We start from the raw sequence: 18,896 nt of genomic DNA, 5'->3' as shown, positions 1-18,896 counted from the left end.
AGCACAAAGCTCGGGCATGCTTGCCTGATCCTCCGGCTCAAGGCCCCACGCAGCGTCGGGCCGACGCAAGCCTTTGCACAATCGCCTGCATGTCCACTGACGACGATCTCCAGGCCCTGCGTGAACGCACCGTCGCGCTCGCACTCGCCCGCACGCCCGGCGACGGCCTGCATCAGACGGCTCTCCCCTGGCTGCGCCTGATCCGCGCCAGCGCCCCCGCGCTGCCGGTGCCGGCCATCTACGAACCCGGCCTGGTGCTGGTGCTGCAGGGCCGCAAGCAGGCCACGCTGGGCGAGCGCGTCGTGCACTACGACGCGATGCAATGCCTGATCGTGCCGGTGACGACGCTGCCGCGCGGTCGCGTCGTCGAGGCCAGCCCCGACAAGCCCTACGTCTGCCTGCGGCTGAGCTGCGAGACCCAAGCCCTGGCTGAGCTGCTGCTGGACGGCGACGCACCAGCCGCCGAGAGCGACGCCGGCCTGCAGGTCGCGCCCGTCACCGCGCCGCTGCTGGACGCGGCGCTGCGCCTGCTGCAGCTGCTGGACAGCCCGCAGGACCTGAAGACGCTGGCGCCACTGCTGCAGCGCGAGATCCTCTACCGCGTGCTGACCGGGCCGCTCGGCCCACGGCTGCGCGCGCTGGCCCAGGGCGATGGCGTGGCGCGCCGGCTCAACCGCGTCATCGAGCAGTTGACGAGCCGCTTTGCCGAGCCGCTCTCCATCGACGAGCTCGCCGCGCTGGCGCACATGAGCCCGTCGACGCTGCACCTGCGCTTCAAGCAGCTCACAGCCTTGTCGCCCTTGCAGTTCCAAAAAACATTGCGGCTGCAGCAGGCGCGCCGGCTGATGCTGGGCGACGGGCTGGACGCCGCCAGCGCCGCCCACCGCGTGGGCTACGAGAGCCCATCGCAGTTCAGCCGCGAGTACCGGCGGCTCTTTGGTGCGCCGCCGCGTGAAGACGTCGCACTTCTGCGCGCCACCGCCGCCTGACCAACACATAGAATGGCGGGCTTCCGAGGAGCGTTGCAACCTCAGCACCATTGAGGCCAGGCTCGGAACTTCATCCTGCAACTGCGCTCACCCGCTGGCCCCTGGCCGGGGTGAGTCCTGAACTACCCGGCACAGCACCAGCGGCTTCATTCGCTTGAAGGAGCCCGCATGAGCACCACCGACTACCTCGTCAAAGACCTGTCCCTCGCCGCCTGGGGCCGCAAGGAAATCAAGATCGCCGAGCATGAAATGCCGGCGCTGATGGCCATCCGCAAGGAGCACGCCGAGACCCAGCCGCTCAAGGGCGCGCGCGTCACCGGCTCGCTGCACATGACCATCCAGACGGCCGTGCTCGTCGAGACGCTGCAAGCCCTGGGCGCCGAAGTGCGCTGGGCTTCGTGCAACATCTTCTCGACGCAGGATCACGCCGCCGCTGCGCTGGCCGCCGTCGGCACCCCCGTGTTCGCCTACAAGGGCGAGACGCTGGAAGACTACTGGGACTACACCCACCGCATCTTCGAATTCGCCGGCAAGGGCGAGCCGGGCGAAGGCCCGAACATGATCCTGGACGACGGCGGCGACGCGACGCTGCTGATGCACCTGGGCCAGAAGGCCGAGAAGGATCTGTCCGTGCTGGCCAACCCCGGCAGCGAGGAAGAGCGCATCCTGTTCGCGGCCATCAAGAAGAAGGTTGCCGAAGACGGCACCTGGTACACCCGCAAGAGCGCCGAGATCATCGGCGTGACGGAAGAGACGACGACGGGCGTGCACCGCTTGAAGGAAATGTCGGCCAAGGGCACGCTGCTGTTCCGCGCCATCAACGTGAACGACTCGGTCACGAAGAGCAAGTTCGACAACCTGTACGGCTGCCGTGAATCCCTGGTGGACGGCATCAAGCGCGCGACCGACGTGATGGTGGCCGGCAAGATCGCCGTCGTGGCCGGCTATGGCGACGTGGGCAAGGGCTCGGCCCAAGCGCTGCGTGCGCTGTCGGCCCAGGTCTGGGTGACCGAGATCGACCCCATCTGCGCGCTGCAGGCCGCGATGGAAGGCTACCGCGTCGTGACGATGGAATACGCCGCCGACAAGGCCGACATCTTCGTGACGACGACCGGCAACAAGAACGTCATCCGCCACGAGCACATGGCCGCGATGAAGAACAACGCCATCGTCAGCAACATCGGCCACTTCGACAACGAGATCGACGTCGCGTCGCTCGAGAAGTACGAGTGGGAAGAGATCAAGCCCCAGGTCGACCACGTCATCTTCCCGGACGGCAAGCGCATCATCCTGCTGGCCAAGGGCCGCCTCGTGAACCTAGGCTGCGGCACAGGCCACCCAAGCTACGTGATGAGCAGCTCGTTCGCGAACCAGACCATCGCCCAGATCGAGCTCTACGCGCACAAGGACAACTACGCCGTCGGCCAGGTCTACGTGCTGCCCAAGCACCTGGACGAAAAGGTCGCCCGCCTGCAGCTGACCACGCTGAACGCGCAGCTGACCGAGCTGACCGAAGAGCAGGCCGCGTACATCGGCGTGAACAAGGCCGGGCCGTACAAGCCGGACACCTATCGCTACTGATCAAGAGCCGATGCGCGCAGACCAGATCCTCGTAGGCCAAGGCCTGGCGCCCACGCGCTCGGCCGCGCAGCGCCTGATCCAGAACGGCGCCGCCGAATGGGCCTCGCCCACCGGCTGGGTCGTGCTGAAGAAGGCCGGCGAGGACCTGCCCGAGACGGCGCAGCTGCGCGTCACCGACGACGCCGAGCTGCGCTATGTGTCGCGCGGCGGGCTCAAGTTGGAGGGGGCGCTGGCACGCACCGGCTTCGACGTCCGCACCCACACGGTACTGGACGTCGGCCAGAGCACCGGCGGCTTCACCGACTGCCTGCTGATGCGCGGTGCACGGCATGTCGTCGGCATCGACGTGGGCCACAGCCAGCTGCACCCGCGGCTGCTGGCGGATGCGCGCGTGACGGCGCTGGAAGGCGTGCACGTGCGCGAGCTGGCCGGGCTGCGCTCGCATGCGCCGACGGGCGGCTTCACGCTCATCGTCGGCGACCTGAGCTTCATCTCCATGGTGGGCAGCCTGCCCGAGCTGCTGCCCTGGCTGGAGTCGCACGGCCACCTGCTGGTGCTGATCAAGCCGCAGTTCGAGCTGGGCCCGAAGGCGCTGGACAAGCGCGGTCTCGTCAAGGACGAGGCCGATTACCCCCGCCTGGAAGGCCGCGTGCGCCTGGCCTGCACGGCGCTCGGCCTCAAGGTGCTGGACTATTTCGACAGCCCCATCACCGGCGGTGATGGCAATCGCGAATTCTTTTTGTGGGCCTCCCGATGAGCACCCCTGTTTCGTTCGAATTCTTCCCGCCCAACACGCCGGTCGGCGTCGAGAAACTCAAGACCGTCGTGCAGGAACTGGGCGCGCTGTCGCCGCAGTACTTCAGCGTCACCTACGGCGCCGGCGGCTCCACACGCGACAAGACGCTGTCCGCCGTGATGGACATCGCCGCCGCCGGCTTCGAGGCCGCGCCGCACCTCAGCTGCGTCGGCTCCACGCGCGAGAACATCGCCGAGATCCTTGCCACCTACCGCGCGCAGAACATCCACCGCGTCGTCGCGCTGCGCGGCGACCTGCCCAGCGGCACGGCCACGGCGGGCGAGTTCCGCTACGCGTCGGAGCTGGTCAGCTTCATCCGCGAGACGCAAGGGCCCGACTGGCACATCGAGGTCGCCGCCTATCCCGAGGTGCATCCGCAGCAGCGCTACGCCGCCAAGGACATGCAGCACTTCGCCGACAAGATGCGCGCCGGCGCCGACGGCGCGATCACGCAGTTCTTCTTCAACGCCGACGCCTATTTCCACTTCGTCGACGAGGCGCGCAAGCTGGGCGTCACCCAGCCCATCGTGCCGGGCATCATGCCCTTCCACAACTACGGCCGCATCGCCCAGTTCGCGCAGCGCGACGGCATCGACATCCCGCGCTGGGTGCAGATGAAGATGGAAGGTTTCATGGACGACGCCGCCAGCATCCGCGGCTTCGGCCTGGACGTCATCACCCGCCTGTGCGAACGCCTGATCGACGGCGGCGCGCCGGGCATCCACTTCTACACGCTCAACCAGAGCGCGTTGACGCTGGAACTCTGCAAGCGCCTGGGTCTCGGGCGCTGAGCGGCCGCAGCCGCGCCGTTGCGCGGATGCCCTGCAATCTCGCGCGAGATTGACCCAACACAAAGCCACACCGCCACCGCGGGTAGGGCGGCGCAACCATGTTGCGCTGCATCAAATTCGCCGAAAGACGCACGACGTGGAATGACTCCATCGGGGCCCGCCCCATTCTCAGGAGCCATCCATGTTCAAGAAGATTCCCGTCCTCGTCGCCGTCCTTGCCGCGCTGGCCGCCCCGCTGGCCCAGGCCGACGAAGGCCCGCTGCTGGTGCGCGTGCGCGCCCTGCGCCTGGACTCGGCCAACAAGGACAGCACGGGGCTGGGTCTGTCGATCAACAACAAGACCTTCCCGGAGGTCGACTTCAGCTACTTCATCGCGCCCAACCTCGCGGCCGAGCTGATCCTGACCTATCCGCAGAAGCAGACCCTCTATTCCAACGGCAGCGCCATCGGCTCGCTCAAGCACCTGCCGCCCACGCTGACGCTGCAGTACCACTTCAACCCGACCGGCACCGTGCGCCCCTACGTTGGCGCCGGCGTGAACTACACCCACTTCTCGTCGGTCGAGTTCGCCCCCGCCGTGCAGGCCGCGCTCAAGCCCAGCATCAAGCACAACAGCTTCGGCGTGGCCTGGCAGGCGGGCGCTGACGTCGAGATCACCCAGGGCACCTATCTGAACTTCGACCTGAAGAAGGTCAACCTGGGCACGACGGTCTATTCCAACGGCGCGTCGGCAGGCAAGTTCAAGGTCAACCCGACGCTGGCCAGCGTGGGCCTGGGCTGGCGCTTCTGAACCACGGCGCAAGCCGTCAGCCAGCGAAGGGGCAGCGCCCCGACTGCGGCTCGTTGTCGTCGGGCAGCACGTACTGCTTCCATTCGCGGTTGGCCGGCTCGCCGAAGGCCAGCAGCTCGGGGTGGGCATCCATACCGTCCCAGGCCTGCAGGCGTTCACGCGTCACCCGGCGGGCGGCCTCGCCGGCGTCACTGCCAGCGTCGAGCCCGAAGAAGGCCTGGCGCGGCTGCATCAGCACAACCAGCCCCGGCCCCAGGTTGCGGCTGCGCCGGCGCCGGTAGCTCGGCGCTGCGCAGAAGCAAAAGATCTGGTGGCCACCAAAGGCGAACTCCCAGCGCGGGTCTTCGGGGTCGCTTGGGGCATCGGCCGGCCACGGGCGGGTGTCCTGGGCATGCAGGAACTCGAGCAGCGCCCAGAAGCGCTGGCCATACTCGTCATGCGTCAAGGCCGGATCGTCGGGCGCAAAGAACACGGCGAGATTGCGGCGTTCGAGCGGCTTCGACTCGGCCCGGCGCAGGAACTGGTCCAGCCCCGCCGGCAGCAAGGCCCGCGTCGCGGCATCGGCGAAGGTGTAGTAAAGCGCGCCGCGGCGTGCTGCGGCGGCACCGAGGTAGCAGGGATAGCGCGGGTCAGCCAGCCGCTGCATGAAGCTGCGGTAGCTGGCTGCAAACCAGGCCGGCACCGCGACCGCCGTACCCGCCTGGCTGCCCAGGATCACGCGGTCCGTCACGGCGGCGAGGGTGGAGTCGAGCACGGCATCAACAGACTTCATGCTGGGCCTCCCAGTCGGGGTCGGGCAGCCGCTGCCGGTCGACCTTGCCATGCGGCAACAACGGCGGGCTGTCGATGGGCACGAACAGTGTCGGCACCGAGGGGCCGCTCAAACGTTGTGCGCAGTAGCTGTACAGCGCCGAACAATCGACCTCGGCACCGGGCACCAGCACCAGGTAGGCCACCAGGCGCAACTCGCCTCGGCGGTCGGCCCTGGGCAGCACGAAGGCGCGGTCGACGGCCGGATGGCGCTGCAGCCACAGCTCGACCTCGCGCGGTTCGACCCGGACACCACGAATCTTCAATTGCTCGTCGGCCCGTCCCAGGAACTCGATCAGGCCGTCCTCCCGGTAGCGGGCCAGGTCGCCGGTGCGGTAGAGCTGCCCGCCGCGCTCGGGCCGAAAACGGTCTGGCACGAACCGCGCAGCCGTCAGCTGCGGCTGCTTGAGATAACCACGGGCCACGGCCACGCCACCAATCAGGATTTCGCCCGGCAGCCCTGGCGGCACGACCGCGCCGTCTGCATCGCACAGGTACAGCTGCACATTGGCCATCGGCCGACCCAGTGGAACAGCGGCGCCCGGCGTGGCACCGCGCTCGCACACGAAGCCGGTCACGGAGATCGCCGCCTCGGTCGGCCCGTAGAGATGCAGCAGCGTTGCGTCGAGCGTGTCGAAGAAGCGCTGCTCCAGCCGCGGGCTCAGCACCTCGGCACCGCACATGACCAGCCGCAGGCTGCGGCAGGTTGCGGCCTCGGGCAGGTCGAGAAAGCGCTGCAGCAGCGACGGCACGAAGTGCGTGACGGTCACGCCATGGCGGCCGATCAGGCCGCACAGATAGGCCATGTCGACATGGCGCCCGGGCGCGGCGAGCACCAGCGCCGCCCCGCAGGCCAGGGGCCAGAAGAACTCCTTGATCGACACGTCGAAGCTGAACGGCGTCTTCTGCAGCAGCCGGTCGTGCGCCGCCAGCGCCCAGTGCTTCTGCAGCCACAGGATGTTGTTGACCAGCGAGCGATGCTCGATCAGCGTGCCCTTGGGGCGCCCGGTGGAGCCCGAGGTGTACATGACGCAGGCCAGGTCGGTGGGCGAAGCCGCCACGGGCGCCGCCGCGGCAGGCACGGCTCCATTGGCGTCGAGGTCGACGACCGCGGGGACGCGGCCCGCCAACGCCGCGACGAAGGGCGCCTGTGCCAGAGCCACCACCGGCTCGACGTCGTCGAGAATCATCTGCTGCTGCAGCGGCGGCAGGTTCGGCTCCAGCGGCACGTAGGCACCGCCCGCCTTCAGCACCGCCAGCAGGCCCGTCACCAGCGCGAGCGAGCGCTCGGCCATGACGGGCACCAGCACCCCGGGCCGCACGCCCAACGCCCGCAAACGCGCAGCCAGCGCTTCGGCCCGACGCTCCAGCTCGGCATAGCTGAGCACGGCAGCGTCGCTGACGACGGCCGGCGCGGCAGGGGTCAGCCGCGCCTGTCCCTCGAACAGCTGGTGCAGGGTCTGCTCGTAAGGCAGGTCGGCATCGGTGTCGTTCCAGTCGAACACGGCGCGCCGCCATTCAAGGGTCGTGCACAGGGGCGACTCCCCCGGCATCGCAGCCAATCGCGCCCAATAGCGTCCCAGTCGCTCGACCTCGTCGCGGCTGCTGCGGCGGCTGTCGAAATGCAGGCTCACGTCCAGGCGACCGGCGCCACAGGCGAACTCGCACACCAGGCCCGCACCGCGGCGGCAGTCGGCCGGCAGCGGCCCGGCATCGCCTTCGCGCAGCAGCACGACCGAGTCGAACACGCCAGGGCCAACGGCGCTGGATGCCTCGCGGCGCAGCACGGCCTCGTACAGCGTCTGCATGTCGTCGTCGGCACCGATCTGCAAGGCCAGCAGCGGCCGCCCGCCACGCCGGTCATCCAGCGCGACCCAGACCTCACCCTGCCAGACGCGCCGGCGGCACAGCCTCAGCCAGGCTGCGACCGCCCATGCCCAGCTTTCGGCCGGGCCGAGCGGCAACCGGCACCAGGCGGCCTCGTGGGTCGACGTCATGACGCGCGGGCAAGCAATGCCGCCACGCGGTCATCGATGATCGGTTGGTGGTAGCGGCATTCGTCCGACGTGACCACCGAGCCATGCAGGCGGTGGCGCGGCACGTAGAGCCGGTCGCCGGCCCTCAGGTGCAGCGCCGGGCCATAGCTGGGCCAGAAGTCCATTTCGCCGGACTCGATGACCAGCAGGCGGTCGCTGTCGTGCACATGGGTCGTCGAGCGCTCGCTGCTCGGTTCGACATAGGTTTCCATGTCGACCTGGAACGGCGCCGCGGCGATCACCTCGCCATAGTCGACCGCCAGCTGGCGTTGCCGGCCCAGGTCGTCCGACCATTCGATCTGCAGCGCCAGATCCTGCTCGGCCAGCGCATGGAGTTGGCGCATCGCCTCGAAGCCGCCTCGCAGCTCGGCCTCGGCGGCGGCGTCGCCCGCCATGGCCGTCAGCGCGCGGTCGGCCAGCTGCTGCGCAGCGCCGCCGGCGCCCGGCCACTCGGGCATGCCGGACCGGCCCAGCGCCTGCGGCAGCGCCTCCCGCAAGCGGCTGCCCAGGGCTTCGCTCCACAAGCGGTCGTACAACTGGGCACCGATCACTCGCCAGGGCTGCTGGTGCTGCCGCACCAGGCCATGGGCCAGATTGGCCACCGCCAGCCAGGAGCCCAGGTAGAACTGCCAATAGGCATGGGGCCGCGCGGGCAGGCCCGCCCAGGCCAGCAACGGTTGCGTTGCGGCCTGGGTGGCGGCAGCCGCGGCCGCCAGGGCCGCGCGCAGTAACGCCAGGCGGTCGGTCCAGTCGACACCGCCCTGCTGGCGGCCAAAGGCCAACTCCTTGGACAACATCGGCCCACCCAGCTGGATCAGCAGCATCTGCGCAACCCGCGCCGGGTCGCGGCGATCGCGCAGCAGCCCGGCCGTACCGTCGGCGGTGCGCAGCCGCTGGCTTGCCGCCTCGATGAGCGCGCCGACCGGCGCCGCGCCCGCCTCGCCGGCCAGCCAGCCGAACGCGTACTGCTCCAGGAACGGGCGCACGGCGGCACCGCGAAGGCGGGTCTCATCCGCGTAGAAGCTTGCGCGATCCATCTCCTGCTGCGGCGAACCGACATCGCAGAGAAACGCGCAATCGGCTTCGTGGATGTTGGTCAGCATGCGCTGCGCCATCAACGCGCTGAGCTCGAAGCAGCGCTGGGCCTGCAGCGGCGGATCGAACGGCAGCATGCGCAGATCCTGCGGCCGGACCGGCCGATGGAAGGGGTGCCGGTCGAGGATCAACTCGTGGCCCTCGGCGCTGCGGAAGGCCGGGTTGTCGAGGTAGGCGCGCAGTGCTTCGCGCGGCACCGCAGACGGCGGGATAGCGTCCATGGGAGCCTCCTTCGCCGCCACCCGCGGCCGGGATGTTCTGCCGGCCGGGAAGGCCTCAGAAAGCCTAGTAGGTCCACCCTTTGGCTGCCCCCCCTATTTGCAGGGCGCCGCTTCAGCGCTGCGCATCGAACTGAGGAAACCCGGCGCTGGCCAGCGCGGGCCCGGGGCCGGCGCGTCCGCTCATGTAAATGAGCGCTTAACACGGCCGGGCGCCAGGGCCGGCCCGCAGAATGCCGGCCATCATGAGCCGCCTCCTCCTCGCGCTGGCCGCGCTGTGTGCCTGCGCAGTCAGCGCGGCACAAACGCCGACCGCCCCCGTCAAGCCCGCCGCCGCCGCCAACGCCCCCGCTGCGGCGGCCAGTGGCGCTGGCAACCGGCTTGAGCGCGTGGAGGTCAGCAGCGGCCCCACCGCCAACAGCCGCCGTCGCAACAGCACGGCGAGCAAGATCGTCATCGAGCGCGAGGACCTGGACCGTTATGGCGACACGGTGCTGGGCGACGTGCTGCGCCGCCTGCCCGGCGTCACCATCGGTGGGCGGCCCGGCCGCGGCGGCGACATCCGCATGCGTGGCCTGGGCAGCGGCTTCACGCAGATCCTTGTGGACGGCGAACGTGCGCCGGCCGGCTTCGCAGTGGAAGACCTGCCGCCCGACCAGGTCGAGCGCATCGAGATCTACCGCGCGCCCACCGCCGAGACCGGCGCCCGCGCCATCGCCGGCACCATCAACATCATCCTGCGCGAGCCCCTGCTCAAGGCCAACCACGAGCTGCGCTTCACCCTCGGCCAGGACCGCGGCGAGCCCCAGGCCGACTTCAGCTGGACGCGCAACCTCAAGTGGGGCGGGCCGAACGGCGACGAGTTCGTCGGCGCCGTGTCCACCAACGGTGGCCTGCACCGGCGCTTCAACAACATCGACTCGCACAACCGCGTCGTCGACACCGACACCGGCCAGGTGCTCAACGAGACCGTGCAGCAGGGCACGAGCGTGGGCAACAGCGCCAACCTCAACGGCAACGCCCGCCTGCGCTGGAAGTACAGCGACACGCTGAGCTTCAACCTCTCGCCCTTCTTCGCGCTGTCGCAGAGCGAGGGCCACAGTCAGAACAACGCCGTGGGCTTCACGCGCTTTCGCGACGTCCGCGGCGACAACGACGGCCGCATGCACAACCTGCGGCTCAACCTGTCGGCCAACTACCGGCCCCAGGTGGGCGAGAGCTGGGAGCTGCGCGTGGGGCGCGGCGGCTTCAAGAACACCAGCAACAGCCAGCGCCGCGAGAGCCTGAAGGACGTGGGCGTGGACATGCAGCGCGTGCAGGACGACCACAACGTCACCGACGAGGACCAGACCAGCCTGGGCGCCAAGTGGAGCCTGAAGACCGCCGCGGAGCACCAGTGGGTGACCGGCATCGAAAGCGAGCAGAGCCGCCGCACGCAGGTGCGCCGCACGCTGGTCGACGGCCAGGAGTCGCTCGCGCTGCAGAAGTTCGGCGACACGCTGGGCTCGCGCAACCAGCGCTTTGCGACCTACACGCAGGACGAGTGGAGCCCGAGCAAGATCTGGTCGGTCTATGCCGGCCTGCGCTACGAGCGCATCGAGACGCGCGCTGACGGCAGCGGCCTGATGCCCGACACGCGCAACGTCTCCCAGGTCGCGTCGCCGCTCTTCCACCTGCTGTGGAAGCCCGAGGCCTTCCCGAAAGACCAGGTGCGCCTTAGCCTCACGCGCAGCTACCGCTCGCCCAACCTCAACGACCTGATCGCCCGGCCCACCATCAACGCCACCTACCCCAGCGGCCCCAACCTGCCCACCTACGCCGACCGCGCCGGCAACCCCGACCTCAAGCCCGAACTGGCTACCGGCGTGGACCTGAGCCTGGAGCACTGGCTGCCCACCGGCGGCATCGTGTCGGGCAGCGCCTTCGTGCGCGACATCAAGAGCCTGATCCGCAGCCGGCTGGAACTGGAGACCGTGCCCTGGGACACCTCGCCGCGCTGGGTCAGCCGCCCGCGCAACATGGAAGGCGCCCGCACCATGGGTGTCGAGTTCGAGGTCAAGGCCCGCCTGGATGAAGTCTGGGACGACGCGCCTGCCGAGTGGCAGTTGCTGCTGCTGCGCTTCAACATCGCCGTGTTCGACAGCAAGGTCAAAGGCATCCCTGGCTCCAACGCCCGCCTGGACCAGCAACCCCGCGGCAGCCTGAACTTCGGGCTGGACCACCGCTGGAAGGCGCTGGGCCAGAACTTCGGCAGCGGCTTCAACTTCAACTACGTGCCTGCCAGCCGCGTGCAGCAAACCGAGAACCTGAGGCGCGAGGAGACCGCCCGCCGCCAGTTTGACGCCTACCTGTCCTGGGCCAGCGGCTCGGTGCGCGACGGCATCAACTGGCGCCTGTCGCTGGCCAACCTGGTGCCGCGCGACGCGCAGACAACGTCCGAGGCCGTCTACCTCGACACCGTCACCAGCCACCAGATCGTCACCGACAGCTGGTCGCGCAACAAGACCTTCCGCGTCGTTTCGCTGCGCGCCGATCTGCGGTTCTAGACAATGCGGCCATGACCCGCCGCATCATCTTCTTCTGCATGGGCAACATCTGCCGCAGCCCGACCGCCGAAGGTGTCATGCGAGAGGCTCCTTAGCGCGCCGCGTCGCTGAAAAGGACCGAACGGCCCACGGGTTTAGCAGCTTTGCCGTGGCGCACGCAGTCAGTTCAATCGACGAGTAGGGGCGCCGGTGGCGACGTTGTGGCGGCTAGTCGGGCTGGAGCAATTCGTAGCAAGTGCCCATTTCGCTTGACTATTGCGAAGTCGAAATCCGCGAGTGAGGTCCTGACGCCAACCAAGGGATGGCAGGGGGGCTGAATCTGCCAGATCCTTCGCCCCCGCAGTTGAGTGATGGGACTTCTACTCATGCCCTGGATGTGCGGGATTCCATATTCAGTCGCGCTGATAAATTGAGATCACGCACAAATATCCTGCCAACAAACGTGCGGTCTTGAAACAGGGAGTGAAATGAAACTGATTCGACTTCTAGGCGTTGCGGCGTGGCTCGCTGCCTTGTCCGCGGCTGTGGGTGCTCAAACCTACACGGTCACCAACCTGGGAAGCCTAGGCGGTGGCTATAGCTACGCATACGGCATCAACGCCTCCGGGCAGGTGGTCGGCACGGCCTACACCAGTTCGTACCGCTATCACGCATTCGCCACGGGGTCGAATGGCGTGGGCATGCAGGACCTTTATCCAACAGGTTACGAAGGAGAGGCGTACGACATCAATGACGCCGGGCAGGCTGTTGGCATCCAGAGGCAAACCAGCTACGGCGACCGCGCGTTCATTACCGGCCCCAATCGTGGCGCGGTAACGCTGCTTGGCACCTTGGGTGGGAGTCGGAGCACGGCGTCGGGAATCAACGCCACGGGGCAAGTGGTGGGCTGGGCCGACACGACTGGTGATGCCGCGCAACATGCGTTCATCACAGGCCCCAACGGCGCCGGGATGACGGACCTGGGAACGCTGGGCGGCAAGGACAGCTTCGCCGAAGCCATCAATAGCAAAGGCCAGGTCGTAGGCGGTGCTGAAACGCTCAGCGGTGTGCGACGGGCGTTCATCACCGGAGCGAACGGTGTAGGGATCACCGACCTTGGGACCCTCGGCGGGGTAGGTAGTTTCGCCAGAGACGTGAATGACGCAGGACAGGTCGTCGGGTTTGCAGCCACCGCCGGCGGCTACGCCCACGCGTTCATCACAGGCGCCGATGGAACTGGTATGCGCGACCTGGGCACCCTAGGTGGGTCGTGGAGCGAAGCCAACGGCATCAATTCGAGCGGCCAAGTCGTGGGAAGAAGCCTGGTGAGCGCCGGATATCAACGCGCGTTCGTCACCGGCCCAAATGGAACAGGCCTCGTCGATCTGTCATCCATCCAGCTTCCGATGGGAGACATCCTCGCCGTTGCCATGGCCATCAACGACTCGGGGCAGATCGTCGCCTACTCGGGAGGCGGCTACGCGTTTCTGCTGACCCCTGTCGCAGGGGTTCCGGAGCCGGCGTCCTATGCAGTCCTAATCGCAGGACTGTTTGGGATCGCGGCGGCAGTTCGGCGGAAGGGTGCGCGGCACCAGTCGTCGTTGCAGGTGTGTTGACGAGGCCTGGGCCTCGGTCCACGAGACATGGTCTGACGACCACTCGCAGCCATGGCCGCAACGACGACGGCCTCGTCGATGCGTCGTCTCGCTCCGGGCCGATCTCCGGTTCTAGACAATGCGGCCATGACCCGCATCCTCTTCTTCTGCATGGGCAACATCTGCCGCAGCCCGACGGCCGAGGGCGTCATGCGCGCCAAGCTGAAGGCTGCCGGCCTGGATGTCGAAGTCGACTCCGCCGGCACCCACGGCTACCACGTCGGCAGCCCGCCCGACGAGCGCAGCCAGGAGCATGCCGCCCGCCGTGGCTACGACCTGAGCGCCCTACGCGCGCGCCAACTAGTGGCCAAGGACTTCACCCGCTTCGACCTCGTGCTGGCCATGGACGGCGACAACGTCGCCAACGCCGAGCGCCTTTGCCCGCCGGGCGAACGCCACCGCCTGAAGCTGCTGCTGAGCTACGCACCCCACACCGGCAAGCGCCATGTGCCCGACCCCTACTACGGCGGTGAGGCGGGCTTCGACGAGGTGCTGGACCTTGTCGAGGCGGCGTGCGATGGGCTCATCGACACGCTGCGCAGGCGCTGAGGCCCAGCCTGGATCAGTACACGAGGGAGAAGGTGACGTACCCCTCACCGGCCTCGGCCAGGTGCTTGATGCCCGACGTGCCGGCACTGATCGCAATGAACCGGAGGCTGCGCCCAGTTTCCGCGGCGTGCTTCGCCAGCTCCAGCGCCGCGGTCATCCGTTCGGCGGCGTGAGGCGCCAGATCGTTGTACTGCAGCTCGAGGTTGGCCCCGGCTGTCATGAGCGATTTCAGGAACGCGGGTTGGAGCGTGTTGTTGTGCACCTGATGTCTCCGTTGTTGTTGAAGGCAGCATAGCCCTGCAGGGGCGTCGCGTCGGCCCGTGTTGCCCCCGAGCGACCCCACCAGCCGGCCAGCGCAGCCACAGCCGGTTTCCAGGGGAGAACCAGCATTTGTTCGCCCAACGAACAAACTACGATGTCCAGCGCTGTCATAAAAAAGAGCCGGAGACATGAATTTGATCAAGCCCTTGCTGGGCGCGCTGCTGCTGGCCGGCGCCGCCACCCAGGCCGCACCCCCCGTTGACGCGCCCTACACCTGGCGCCCGGTCGCCATCGGCGGCGGCGGTTTCGTGGACGGCCTCGTCTTCCAGCCCGCCGTGCCGGGCCTGACGTATGCCCGCACCGACATGGGTGGCGCCTACCGCCGCGACACGGCGACCGGCCCCTGGCAGCCGCTGCTGGACGGGCTGCCGCTGGCCGACGTGAACCTGATGGGCGTCGAGAGCCTGGCCGTGGACGCAAACGACCCCGACGCCCTGTATCTGGCCTGCGGCACCTACACCAACCCTGCCGTGCCCAACGGCGCCGTGCTGCGCTCGCACGACCGCGGGCGCACGTTCCAGCGCACCGCCCTGCCCTTCAAGCTCGGCGGCAACGAGGGCGGCCGGGGCAACGGCGAGCGGCTGGCCGTGGACCCGAACGACGGCCGCGTGCTCTACCTCGGCAGCCGCCTGGCCGGCCTGTGGCGCAGCACGGATGCAGCCCGGAGCTTCCAGCGCGTGGACGCCTTCCCCGACTCGGCCTGGCGCCGCAACGAGACCGACGGGCCGCCGCCCAGTTGGGGTGGCAGCGACGGCAAGGCCACGATCAACTTCGTCCTCTTCGACCCGAGCAGCGGCACGCGTGGCCAGCCCAGCCGCACGATCTACGCGGGCGTGTCGGTCATCGGCCGGCCCAGCCTCTGGGTCAGCCGCGATGCAGGCGCCACCTGGGCGCCCGCGCCCGGCGGACCCACCCAGCACCGCCCGATGCGAGCGTCGCTCGCGAGCGACGGCAAGCTCTACATCGCCTACGCCAGCGAGCCCGGCCCGCACCGCATGAAGGACGGCTCGGTCTGGCGCTACGACGTTGCCAAGCAGGCCTGGGCCGACATCACCCCCGAGCGCCCCAGCGCCGCCCAACCTTTCGGTTACGCAACCGTCGCCGTCGATGCCGCGAACCCCCAGCGCCTGCTCGCCAGTACCGCCGGCCGCGGCGCGGGCGACGAACTGTTCCGCAGCACCGACGGCGGCGCGACGTGGAAGCCCTTGTTCACCGCCGCGAAGTTCGACGCCGCCGCCGCGCCCCACGTCGCCGACACGCACCTACACTGGCTCTACGACGTCAAGATCAACCCCGCCAACCCCGACCACGCCCTCTTCACCACCGGCTACGGCGGCTGGGAGACGCTGGACCTGACCCGCGCCGACAAGGGCGAGCCCACGCACTGGCAGGTCATGAGCACCGGCATCGAGGAGACCGTCGCCCTGGCCCTGCACAGCCCGACGAAGGGCGTGCCGCTGGTGACCGCCATCGGCGACTACTCCGGCTTCGTCCACACCGACCTCGACAAGCCCGCGCCCGGCAACCCCAAGCCACCCTTCTTCGGCAACACGCACGACGTGACCGGAGCGGAAGCTGCGCCCGAGGTCATCGTTCGCATCGGCAAGCCGCGCGACGGCGGCAAGAACCTCGGCTACTCGCTCGACGGCGGCACCAGCTGGCGCGAGCCCGCCACCGTGCCCGATCCCAAGTCCAGCGACGGCTTCATCGCCGTATCCGCCGATGGCAAGGCCTGGGTGTGGACGCCCAAGGGAGGCGCGCCCCACGTCAGCCACGACCGCGGCGATACGTGGACGGCCGTGAAGGGCCTGCCCGCCGGCACCCGCGTCATCGCCGACCGCGTGAACCCGAAACGCTTCCACGCGATGGCCTTGTTCGACGACCAGCTCTTCGCCAGCAGCGACGCCGGCCTCACGTTCACCGCCAAGCCATTGGCCCTGCCCGATGGCCCCGTCGTGCGTGCCGCCGCCGGCAGCCACAACATCACCGGCCGCGGCGACGACCGCGGCGGCCAGGACCGGCTCTACGCCACGCCCGGCCGCGAGGGCGGTCTCTGGCTTGCCGCCTTCCACGGCCTGTACCGCAACGACGGCAAGGGCTTCAGGCACCTCCCCGCCGTCTCGCAGATCCACGCCTTCGGCTTCGGCCGTGCCGCACCGGGCTCAAAGGAGCCGGCCCTCTACCTGGTCGGGACGGTTTCCGGCCAGTACGGCCTCTTCCGCTCCACCGACGGCGCCGCCAAGGCTGACAGTTGGCAGCGCATCAACGACGACACCCACCAGTGGGGCCTGATCCTGCAGGTCAGCGGCGACCCCAAGGTGTTCGGCCGCGTCTACGTCGGCACGCACGGCCGCGGCGTGCAGTACGGCGATCCGCGCTAACGCTTTGGCAACTCGAAGCGTCGCAGCGAGGACTTCAGCAGCCTGTCGTCGGCATCGAACAGGCTGACCAGCTCCAGCCGCAGCGGCCCGGCCGGCGCCCTGATCTCACGCAGATGGCGCTGCAGCCGCCGGCCCGATTCGAAGCGCGTGTCGTCGCTGGCCGGGCCCAGCCGCTGCGCCACCTCGGCGGGCGCCATGCCCGGCGCAAGGGCCAGTGCGGCCCGGGCCCAATCGTCCTCCAGCGCCTGCACCGCCGCATCAGGCGGTGTGGGCGGATCGTCCATGGCCTCGAAGACGACACGCGTGTCGTCCGGCCAGCTCGCGTCGCCGATTGGCAGGCGGAACATGCGCTCGCGCAGCGAAAAGCCCCAGTCGTAGTCCTGCGCACCGCTGTCGCGCAGCCCGTGCAGCAGGCGCTCGCTGAGCGTCAGTCGCCGCCCGCCATGCACCAGCGTGACAGCAAAGATGGGCCCGTCCGCGAAATTGCTGGGGCTCCAGTCGCGGTCCTCGCAGTCGTCGATGACCAACGACCGCAGCCAGCCAAAGCCGGTCGCGCCGCGCGCCACGCCGCTGCCGAAGCCCACGCGGCATTGCAGCCGCAGGTCGCCCAGGCGCCGCTCGCCATCGGGCACGCCCGGCGTGCGGATGTCGGGCCGCCAGGTCACGCGGCCGTCGGCCAACCGGCTGCGGATTTCGATGCGTTCATCCAGCGCACGCCAGGCCGGGTCGACAACGAAGCGATCCTCGACATCCAGCACAACCGGCTGTCGACCGCTCGGAGCCATCAGCCCGAGCTCCAGCGCCTGCGTCGTTTCGGCCCGGGTGCGCGCGTAGACCCTGAACTTCAGCGTCGCGGCCGGCGCCAAGGCATGGTGTTTCTCGAACAGCGACTCGGCCTTGAAAAGCTGGGCCATCGTCTTCTTCTCGCGCGCTGTGGCCGCCTCGCCCTGCACCTCGACGCGGCCCAACTGGGCCTCGGGCGGCGGCGCACTGGCGGGCAACGCGAGCGCGCCAGCCAGCAGCGCCATCGCGAGGCTCATCAAGCCTCCGCGAACGCGTCCCGCGTGAGGTTCTCGGGCGCCTCGCCCGCCGCGCGGCAGGCCACGTCGTCCTCGATGCGGATGCCGCCGTAGCGCGACAGACGCTCCACCGCGGCCCAATCGACCTGGCCGGCATGCGGCGAGGCGCGCAACTGGCGCAGCAGCGTCGGGATGAAGTACAGCCCGGGCTCGATGGTGACCACCATGCCGGCCTGCAGCGGGCGCGTGAGGCGCAGGTAGCGGTGGCCCTCGGGCTTGTCCGCCACGCCGCCGGTCTCGCTGGCCATGAAGCCGCCCACGTCGTGCACCTGCAGGCCCAGCAGATGGCCGATGCCGTGCGGGAAGAAGGGCTTGGTGACACCCTCGGCCACCATGGCCTCGTCGCTCATATTGACGATGCCGGCCTCGCGCAGCACGCGGGCGATGCGGCGGTGGGTGCTGAGGTGGATGTCGCGGTAGTCCACGCCCTCGCGCACTTCATCGACTAGGGCCAGTTGCTCACGCTCCATCGCCACGATCAGCGCCGCGAATTCATCGTGGCCGGGCGCCGTCCAGGTGCGCGTGATGTCGCTGGCATAACCGTTCACCTGCGCGCCGGCGTCGATGAGGAAGCTGCGCGCCTCGGCCGGCGGGCTCTCGTCCTGGTACTGGTAGTGCAGCACCGCGGCGTGCTCGTTGAGGCCGACGATGTTGGTGTAGGGCAGGTCGCGGTCGGTGTGGCCTGTGGCCACGAGATAGGCGCGGTGGATGCCGGCTTCGCTCTCGCCGCGCAGGAAGGCAGCGCGGGCGGCCACATGGCCCGGCACGGCGCGGCGCTGGGCGGCGCGCATCTGGGCCAGCTCATAGGGGCTCTTCACGCCGCGCGCCCAGTGCAGCAGGTTCAGCAGCGGCTCGGGGTTGTTCGGCGTGAGGCCAGGCAGGGCCGCGTCGGCCTCGCCGAGGATGGCCGTGCGCGGCGTGACGCAGTCTGCCAACGCCTGGGCGGCCTCCTCGGGCTCGCGGATGACGACGAGCTCCACCGCGTCCACCCACTCGCCACTCGGCGCGCTGGGCGGCACATGCCAGTAGTCGTCGGGCTGGAAGTAGACGACGCGCGGCTTCTTGCCCGGCCGCACGGCGATCCACGAATGCGGGTGCTGGGTCAGCGGCAGCCAGTGCTTGAAATGCGGGTTGGCCTGGAAGAGATAGGGCCGGTCATCGAGGAAGGCGTATTTCTCGATGCCGGAGGCGATCAGCAGCGTGTCGAAGCCGGTGCGCTCCAGCGCGGCTTCGGCCTGGTGCTGCAGCGTGGCGAGGTGATCCAGGTAGGCGCTCATCGC

General features: G+C 69.0%; 15 protein-coding genes, 1 pseudogene and 1 riboswitch. Of the genes and pseudogenes, 10 read left to right on the top strand and 6 right to left on the bottom strand.

What is annotated here, in order from left to right; all coding sequences use genetic code 11:
* The first annotated feature begins 89 nt into the window (after window positions 1-89).
* The 5 genes from AC07V5_RS08350 (at window position 90) to AC07V5_RS08330 (ending at window position 4,947) form a co-directional block, all read left to right on the top strand.
* On the top strand, window positions 90-989 hold the full coding sequence (locus AC07V5_RS08350; RefSeq protein ID WP_495115177.1) for an AraC family transcriptional regulator: 900 nt from the start codon (window positions 90-92) through the stop codon (window positions 987-989).
* A 20-nt stretch (window positions 990-1,009) separates the two neighbouring features.
* Window positions 1,010-1,085: riboswitch (S-adenosyl-L-homocysteine riboswitch) on the top strand.
* 72 nt (window positions 1,086-1,157) lie between these two features.
* Window positions 1,158-2,570, top strand: coding sequence for an adenosylhomocysteinase (gene ahcY, locus AC07V5_RS08345; protein WP_495115176.1), 1,413 nt, complete (start codon window positions 1,158-1,160; stop codon window positions 2,568-2,570).
* Window positions 2,571-2,580: 10 nt separating this feature from the next.
* Entirely contained in the window at window positions 2,581-3,327 is a 747-nt protein-coding gene (locus tag AC07V5_RS08340) for a TlyA family RNA methyltransferase (RefSeq protein ID WP_495115175.1), read from the top strand.
* Entirely contained in the window at window positions 3,324-4,157 is an 834-nt protein-coding gene (metF, locus tag AC07V5_RS08335; protein ID WP_495115174.1) for a methylenetetrahydrofolate reductase [NAD(P)H], read from the top strand. The genes AC07V5_RS08340 and metF overlap by 4 nt, the downstream gene beginning before the upstream one ends.
* Window positions 4,158-4,338: 181 nt before the next feature.
* The gene (locus AC07V5_RS08330) at window positions 4,339-4,947 is read left to right on the top strand and encodes an OmpW/AlkL family protein (RefSeq protein ID WP_495115173.1); all 609 of its coding nucleotides are present in this window, start codon (window positions 4,339-4,341) and stop codon (window positions 4,945-4,947) included.
* A gap of 16 nt (window positions 4,948-4,963) precedes the next feature.
* Here AC07V5_RS08330 and AC07V5_RS08325 read toward each other — a convergent pair whose 3' ends face one another.
* Genes AC07V5_RS08325 through AC07V5_RS08315 form a run of 3 tightly spaced genes read right to left on the bottom strand, consistent with a single transcriptional unit; the run spans window position 4,964 to window position 9,109 of the window.
* Entirely contained in the window at window positions 4,964-5,719 is a 756-nt protein-coding gene (locus tag AC07V5_RS08325) for a YqcI/YcgG family protein (protein WP_495115172.1), read from the bottom strand.
* Window positions 5,706-7,754 (bottom strand): amino acid adenylation domain-containing protein, encoded by a 2,049-nt coding sequence (locus AC07V5_RS08320; protein ID WP_495115171.1) that lies wholly within the window; start codon window positions 7,752-7,754, stop codon window positions 5,706-5,708. The genes AC07V5_RS08325 and AC07V5_RS08320 overlap by 14 nt, the downstream gene beginning before the upstream one ends.
* Window positions 7,751-9,109, bottom strand: a complete 1,359-nt coding sequence (locus AC07V5_RS08315; protein WP_495115170.1) for a cupin domain-containing protein — start codon at window positions 9,107-9,109, stop codon at window positions 7,751-7,753. The genes AC07V5_RS08320 and AC07V5_RS08315 overlap by 4 nt, the downstream gene beginning before the upstream one ends.
* 242 nt (window positions 9,110-9,351) lie before the next feature.
* Between AC07V5_RS08315 and AC07V5_RS08310 the strand changes: the two genes are divergently transcribed.
* The 4 genes and pseudogenes from AC07V5_RS08310 to AC07V5_RS08295 all read left to right on the top strand — a co-directional run bounded on the left by AC07V5_RS08310 (window position 9,352) and on the right by AC07V5_RS08295 (window position 13,835).
* Complete coding sequence (locus AC07V5_RS08310) at window positions 9,352-11,652, top strand: TonB-dependent receptor plug domain-containing protein (RefSeq protein WP_495115169.1); 2,301 nt, start codon at window positions 9,352-9,354, stop codon at window positions 11,650-11,652.
* An 11-nt stretch (window positions 11,653-11,663) separates the two neighbouring features.
* Window positions 11,664-11,735, top strand: a pseudogene (locus AC07V5_RS08305) (arsenate reductase/protein-tyrosine-phosphatase family protein); the annotation flags it as partial.
* Window positions 11,736-12,119: 384 nt separating this feature from the next.
* Entirely contained in the window at window positions 12,120-13,247 is a 1,128-nt protein-coding gene (locus AC07V5_RS08300; protein WP_495115168.1) for a PEP-CTERM sorting domain-containing protein, read from the top strand.
* A gap of 126 nt (window positions 13,248-13,373) precedes the next feature.
* Window positions 13,374-13,835 carry a low molecular weight protein-tyrosine-phosphatase gene (locus tag AC07V5_RS08295; RefSeq protein ID WP_495115167.1) on the top strand — a complete coding sequence of 154 codons (462 nt, stop codon included), beginning with the start codon at window positions 13,374-13,376 and terminating at the stop codon, window positions 13,833-13,835.
* A 13-nt stretch (window positions 13,836-13,848) separates the two neighbouring features.
* Here the strand turns inward: AC07V5_RS08295 and AC07V5_RS08290 are convergent, their stop codons facing one another.
* The gene (locus AC07V5_RS08290) at window positions 13,849-14,097 is read right to left on the bottom strand and encodes a hypothetical protein (RefSeq protein WP_495115166.1); all 249 of its coding nucleotides are present in this window, start codon (window positions 14,095-14,097) and stop codon (window positions 13,849-13,851) included.
* A 187-nt stretch (window positions 14,098-14,284) separates the two neighbouring features.
* Here AC07V5_RS08290 and AC07V5_RS08285 point away from each other — a divergent pair, with 187 nt between their 5' ends.
* Window positions 14,285-16,537: a WD40/YVTN/BNR-like repeat-containing protein gene (locus AC07V5_RS08285; RefSeq protein ID WP_495115165.1), complete on the top strand. Its 2,253-nt coding sequence runs from the start codon at window positions 14,285-14,287 to the stop codon at window positions 16,535-16,537.
* Here AC07V5_RS08285 and AC07V5_RS08280 read toward each other — a convergent pair.
* Both AC07V5_RS08280 and pepQ read right to left on the bottom strand, forming a co-directional pair.
* Window positions 16,534-17,577: a hypothetical protein gene (locus AC07V5_RS08280; RefSeq protein ID WP_495115164.1), complete on the bottom strand. Its 1,044-nt coding sequence runs from the start codon at window positions 17,575-17,577 to the stop codon at window positions 16,534-16,536. The genes AC07V5_RS08285 and AC07V5_RS08280 overlap by 4 nt on opposite strands.
* The gene (pepQ, locus tag AC07V5_RS08275) at window positions 17,577-18,893 is read right to left on the bottom strand and encodes a Xaa-Pro dipeptidase (RefSeq protein ID WP_495115163.1); all 1,317 of its coding nucleotides are present in this window, start codon (window positions 18,891-18,893) and stop codon (window positions 17,577-17,579) included. The genes AC07V5_RS08280 and pepQ overlap by 1 nt, the downstream gene beginning before the upstream one ends.
* Between the last annotated feature and the right edge of the window lie 3 nt (window positions 18,894-18,896).

Source organism: Roseateles sp. GW821-FHT02E12 (assembly GCF_059421665.1).
The sequence above is the reverse complement of the archived record's forward strand: the minus strand, read 5'-3'. Positions and strand labels throughout refer to the sequence as shown.

Excerpts from the sequence above, each read along its gene's own strand:
- AC07V5_RS08350 (WP_495115177.1), top strand. The coding sequence starts at position 90 with ATGTCCACTGACGACGATCTCCAGGCCCTGCGTGAACGCACCGTCGCG.
- ahcY (WP_495115176.1), top strand. The coding sequence starts at position 1,158 with ATGAGCACCACCGACTACCTCGTCAAAGACCTGTCCCTCGCCGCCTGG.
- AC07V5_RS08340 (WP_495115175.1), top strand. The coding sequence starts at position 2,581 with ATGCGCGCAGACCAGATCCTCGTAGGCCAAGGCCTGGCGCCCACGCGC.
- metF (WP_495115174.1), top strand. The coding sequence starts at position 3,324 with ATGAGCACCCCTGTTTCGTTCGAATTCTTCCCGCCCAACACGCCGGTC.
- AC07V5_RS08330 (WP_495115173.1), top strand. The coding sequence starts at position 4,339 with ATGTTCAAGAAGATTCCCGTCCTCGTCGCCGTCCTTGCCGCGCTGGCC.
- AC07V5_RS08325 (WP_495115172.1), bottom strand. The coding sequence starts at position 5,719 with ATGAAGTCTGTTGATGCCGTGCTCGACTCCACCCTCGCCGCCGTGACG.
- AC07V5_RS08320 (WP_495115171.1), bottom strand. The coding sequence starts at position 7,754 with ATGACGTCGACCCACGAGGCCGCCTGGTGCCGGTTGCCGCTCGGCCCG.
- AC07V5_RS08315 (WP_495115170.1), bottom strand. The coding sequence starts at position 9,109 with ATGGACGCTATCCCGCCGTCTGCGGTGCCGCGCGAAGCACTGCGCGCC.
- AC07V5_RS08310 (WP_495115169.1), top strand. The coding sequence starts at position 9,352 with ATGAGCCGCCTCCTCCTCGCGCTGGCCGCGCTGTGTGCCTGCGCAGTC.
- AC07V5_RS08300 (WP_495115168.1), top strand. The coding sequence starts at position 12,120 with ATGAAACTGATTCGACTTCTAGGCGTTGCGGCGTGGCTCGCTGCCTTG.
- AC07V5_RS08295 (WP_495115167.1), top strand. The coding sequence starts at position 13,374 with ATGACCCGCATCCTCTTCTTCTGCATGGGCAACATCTGCCGCAGCCCG.
- AC07V5_RS08285 (WP_495115165.1), top strand. The coding sequence starts at position 14,285 with ATGAATTTGATCAAGCCCTTGCTGGGCGCGCTGCTGCTGGCCGGCGCC.
- AC07V5_RS08280 (WP_495115164.1), bottom strand. The coding sequence starts at position 17,577 with ATGAGCCTCGCGATGGCGCTGCTGGCTGGCGCGCTCGCGTTGCCCGCC.
- pepQ (WP_495115163.1), bottom strand. The coding sequence starts at position 18,893 with ATGAGCGCCTACCTGGATCACCTCGCCACGCTGCAGCACCAGGCCGAA.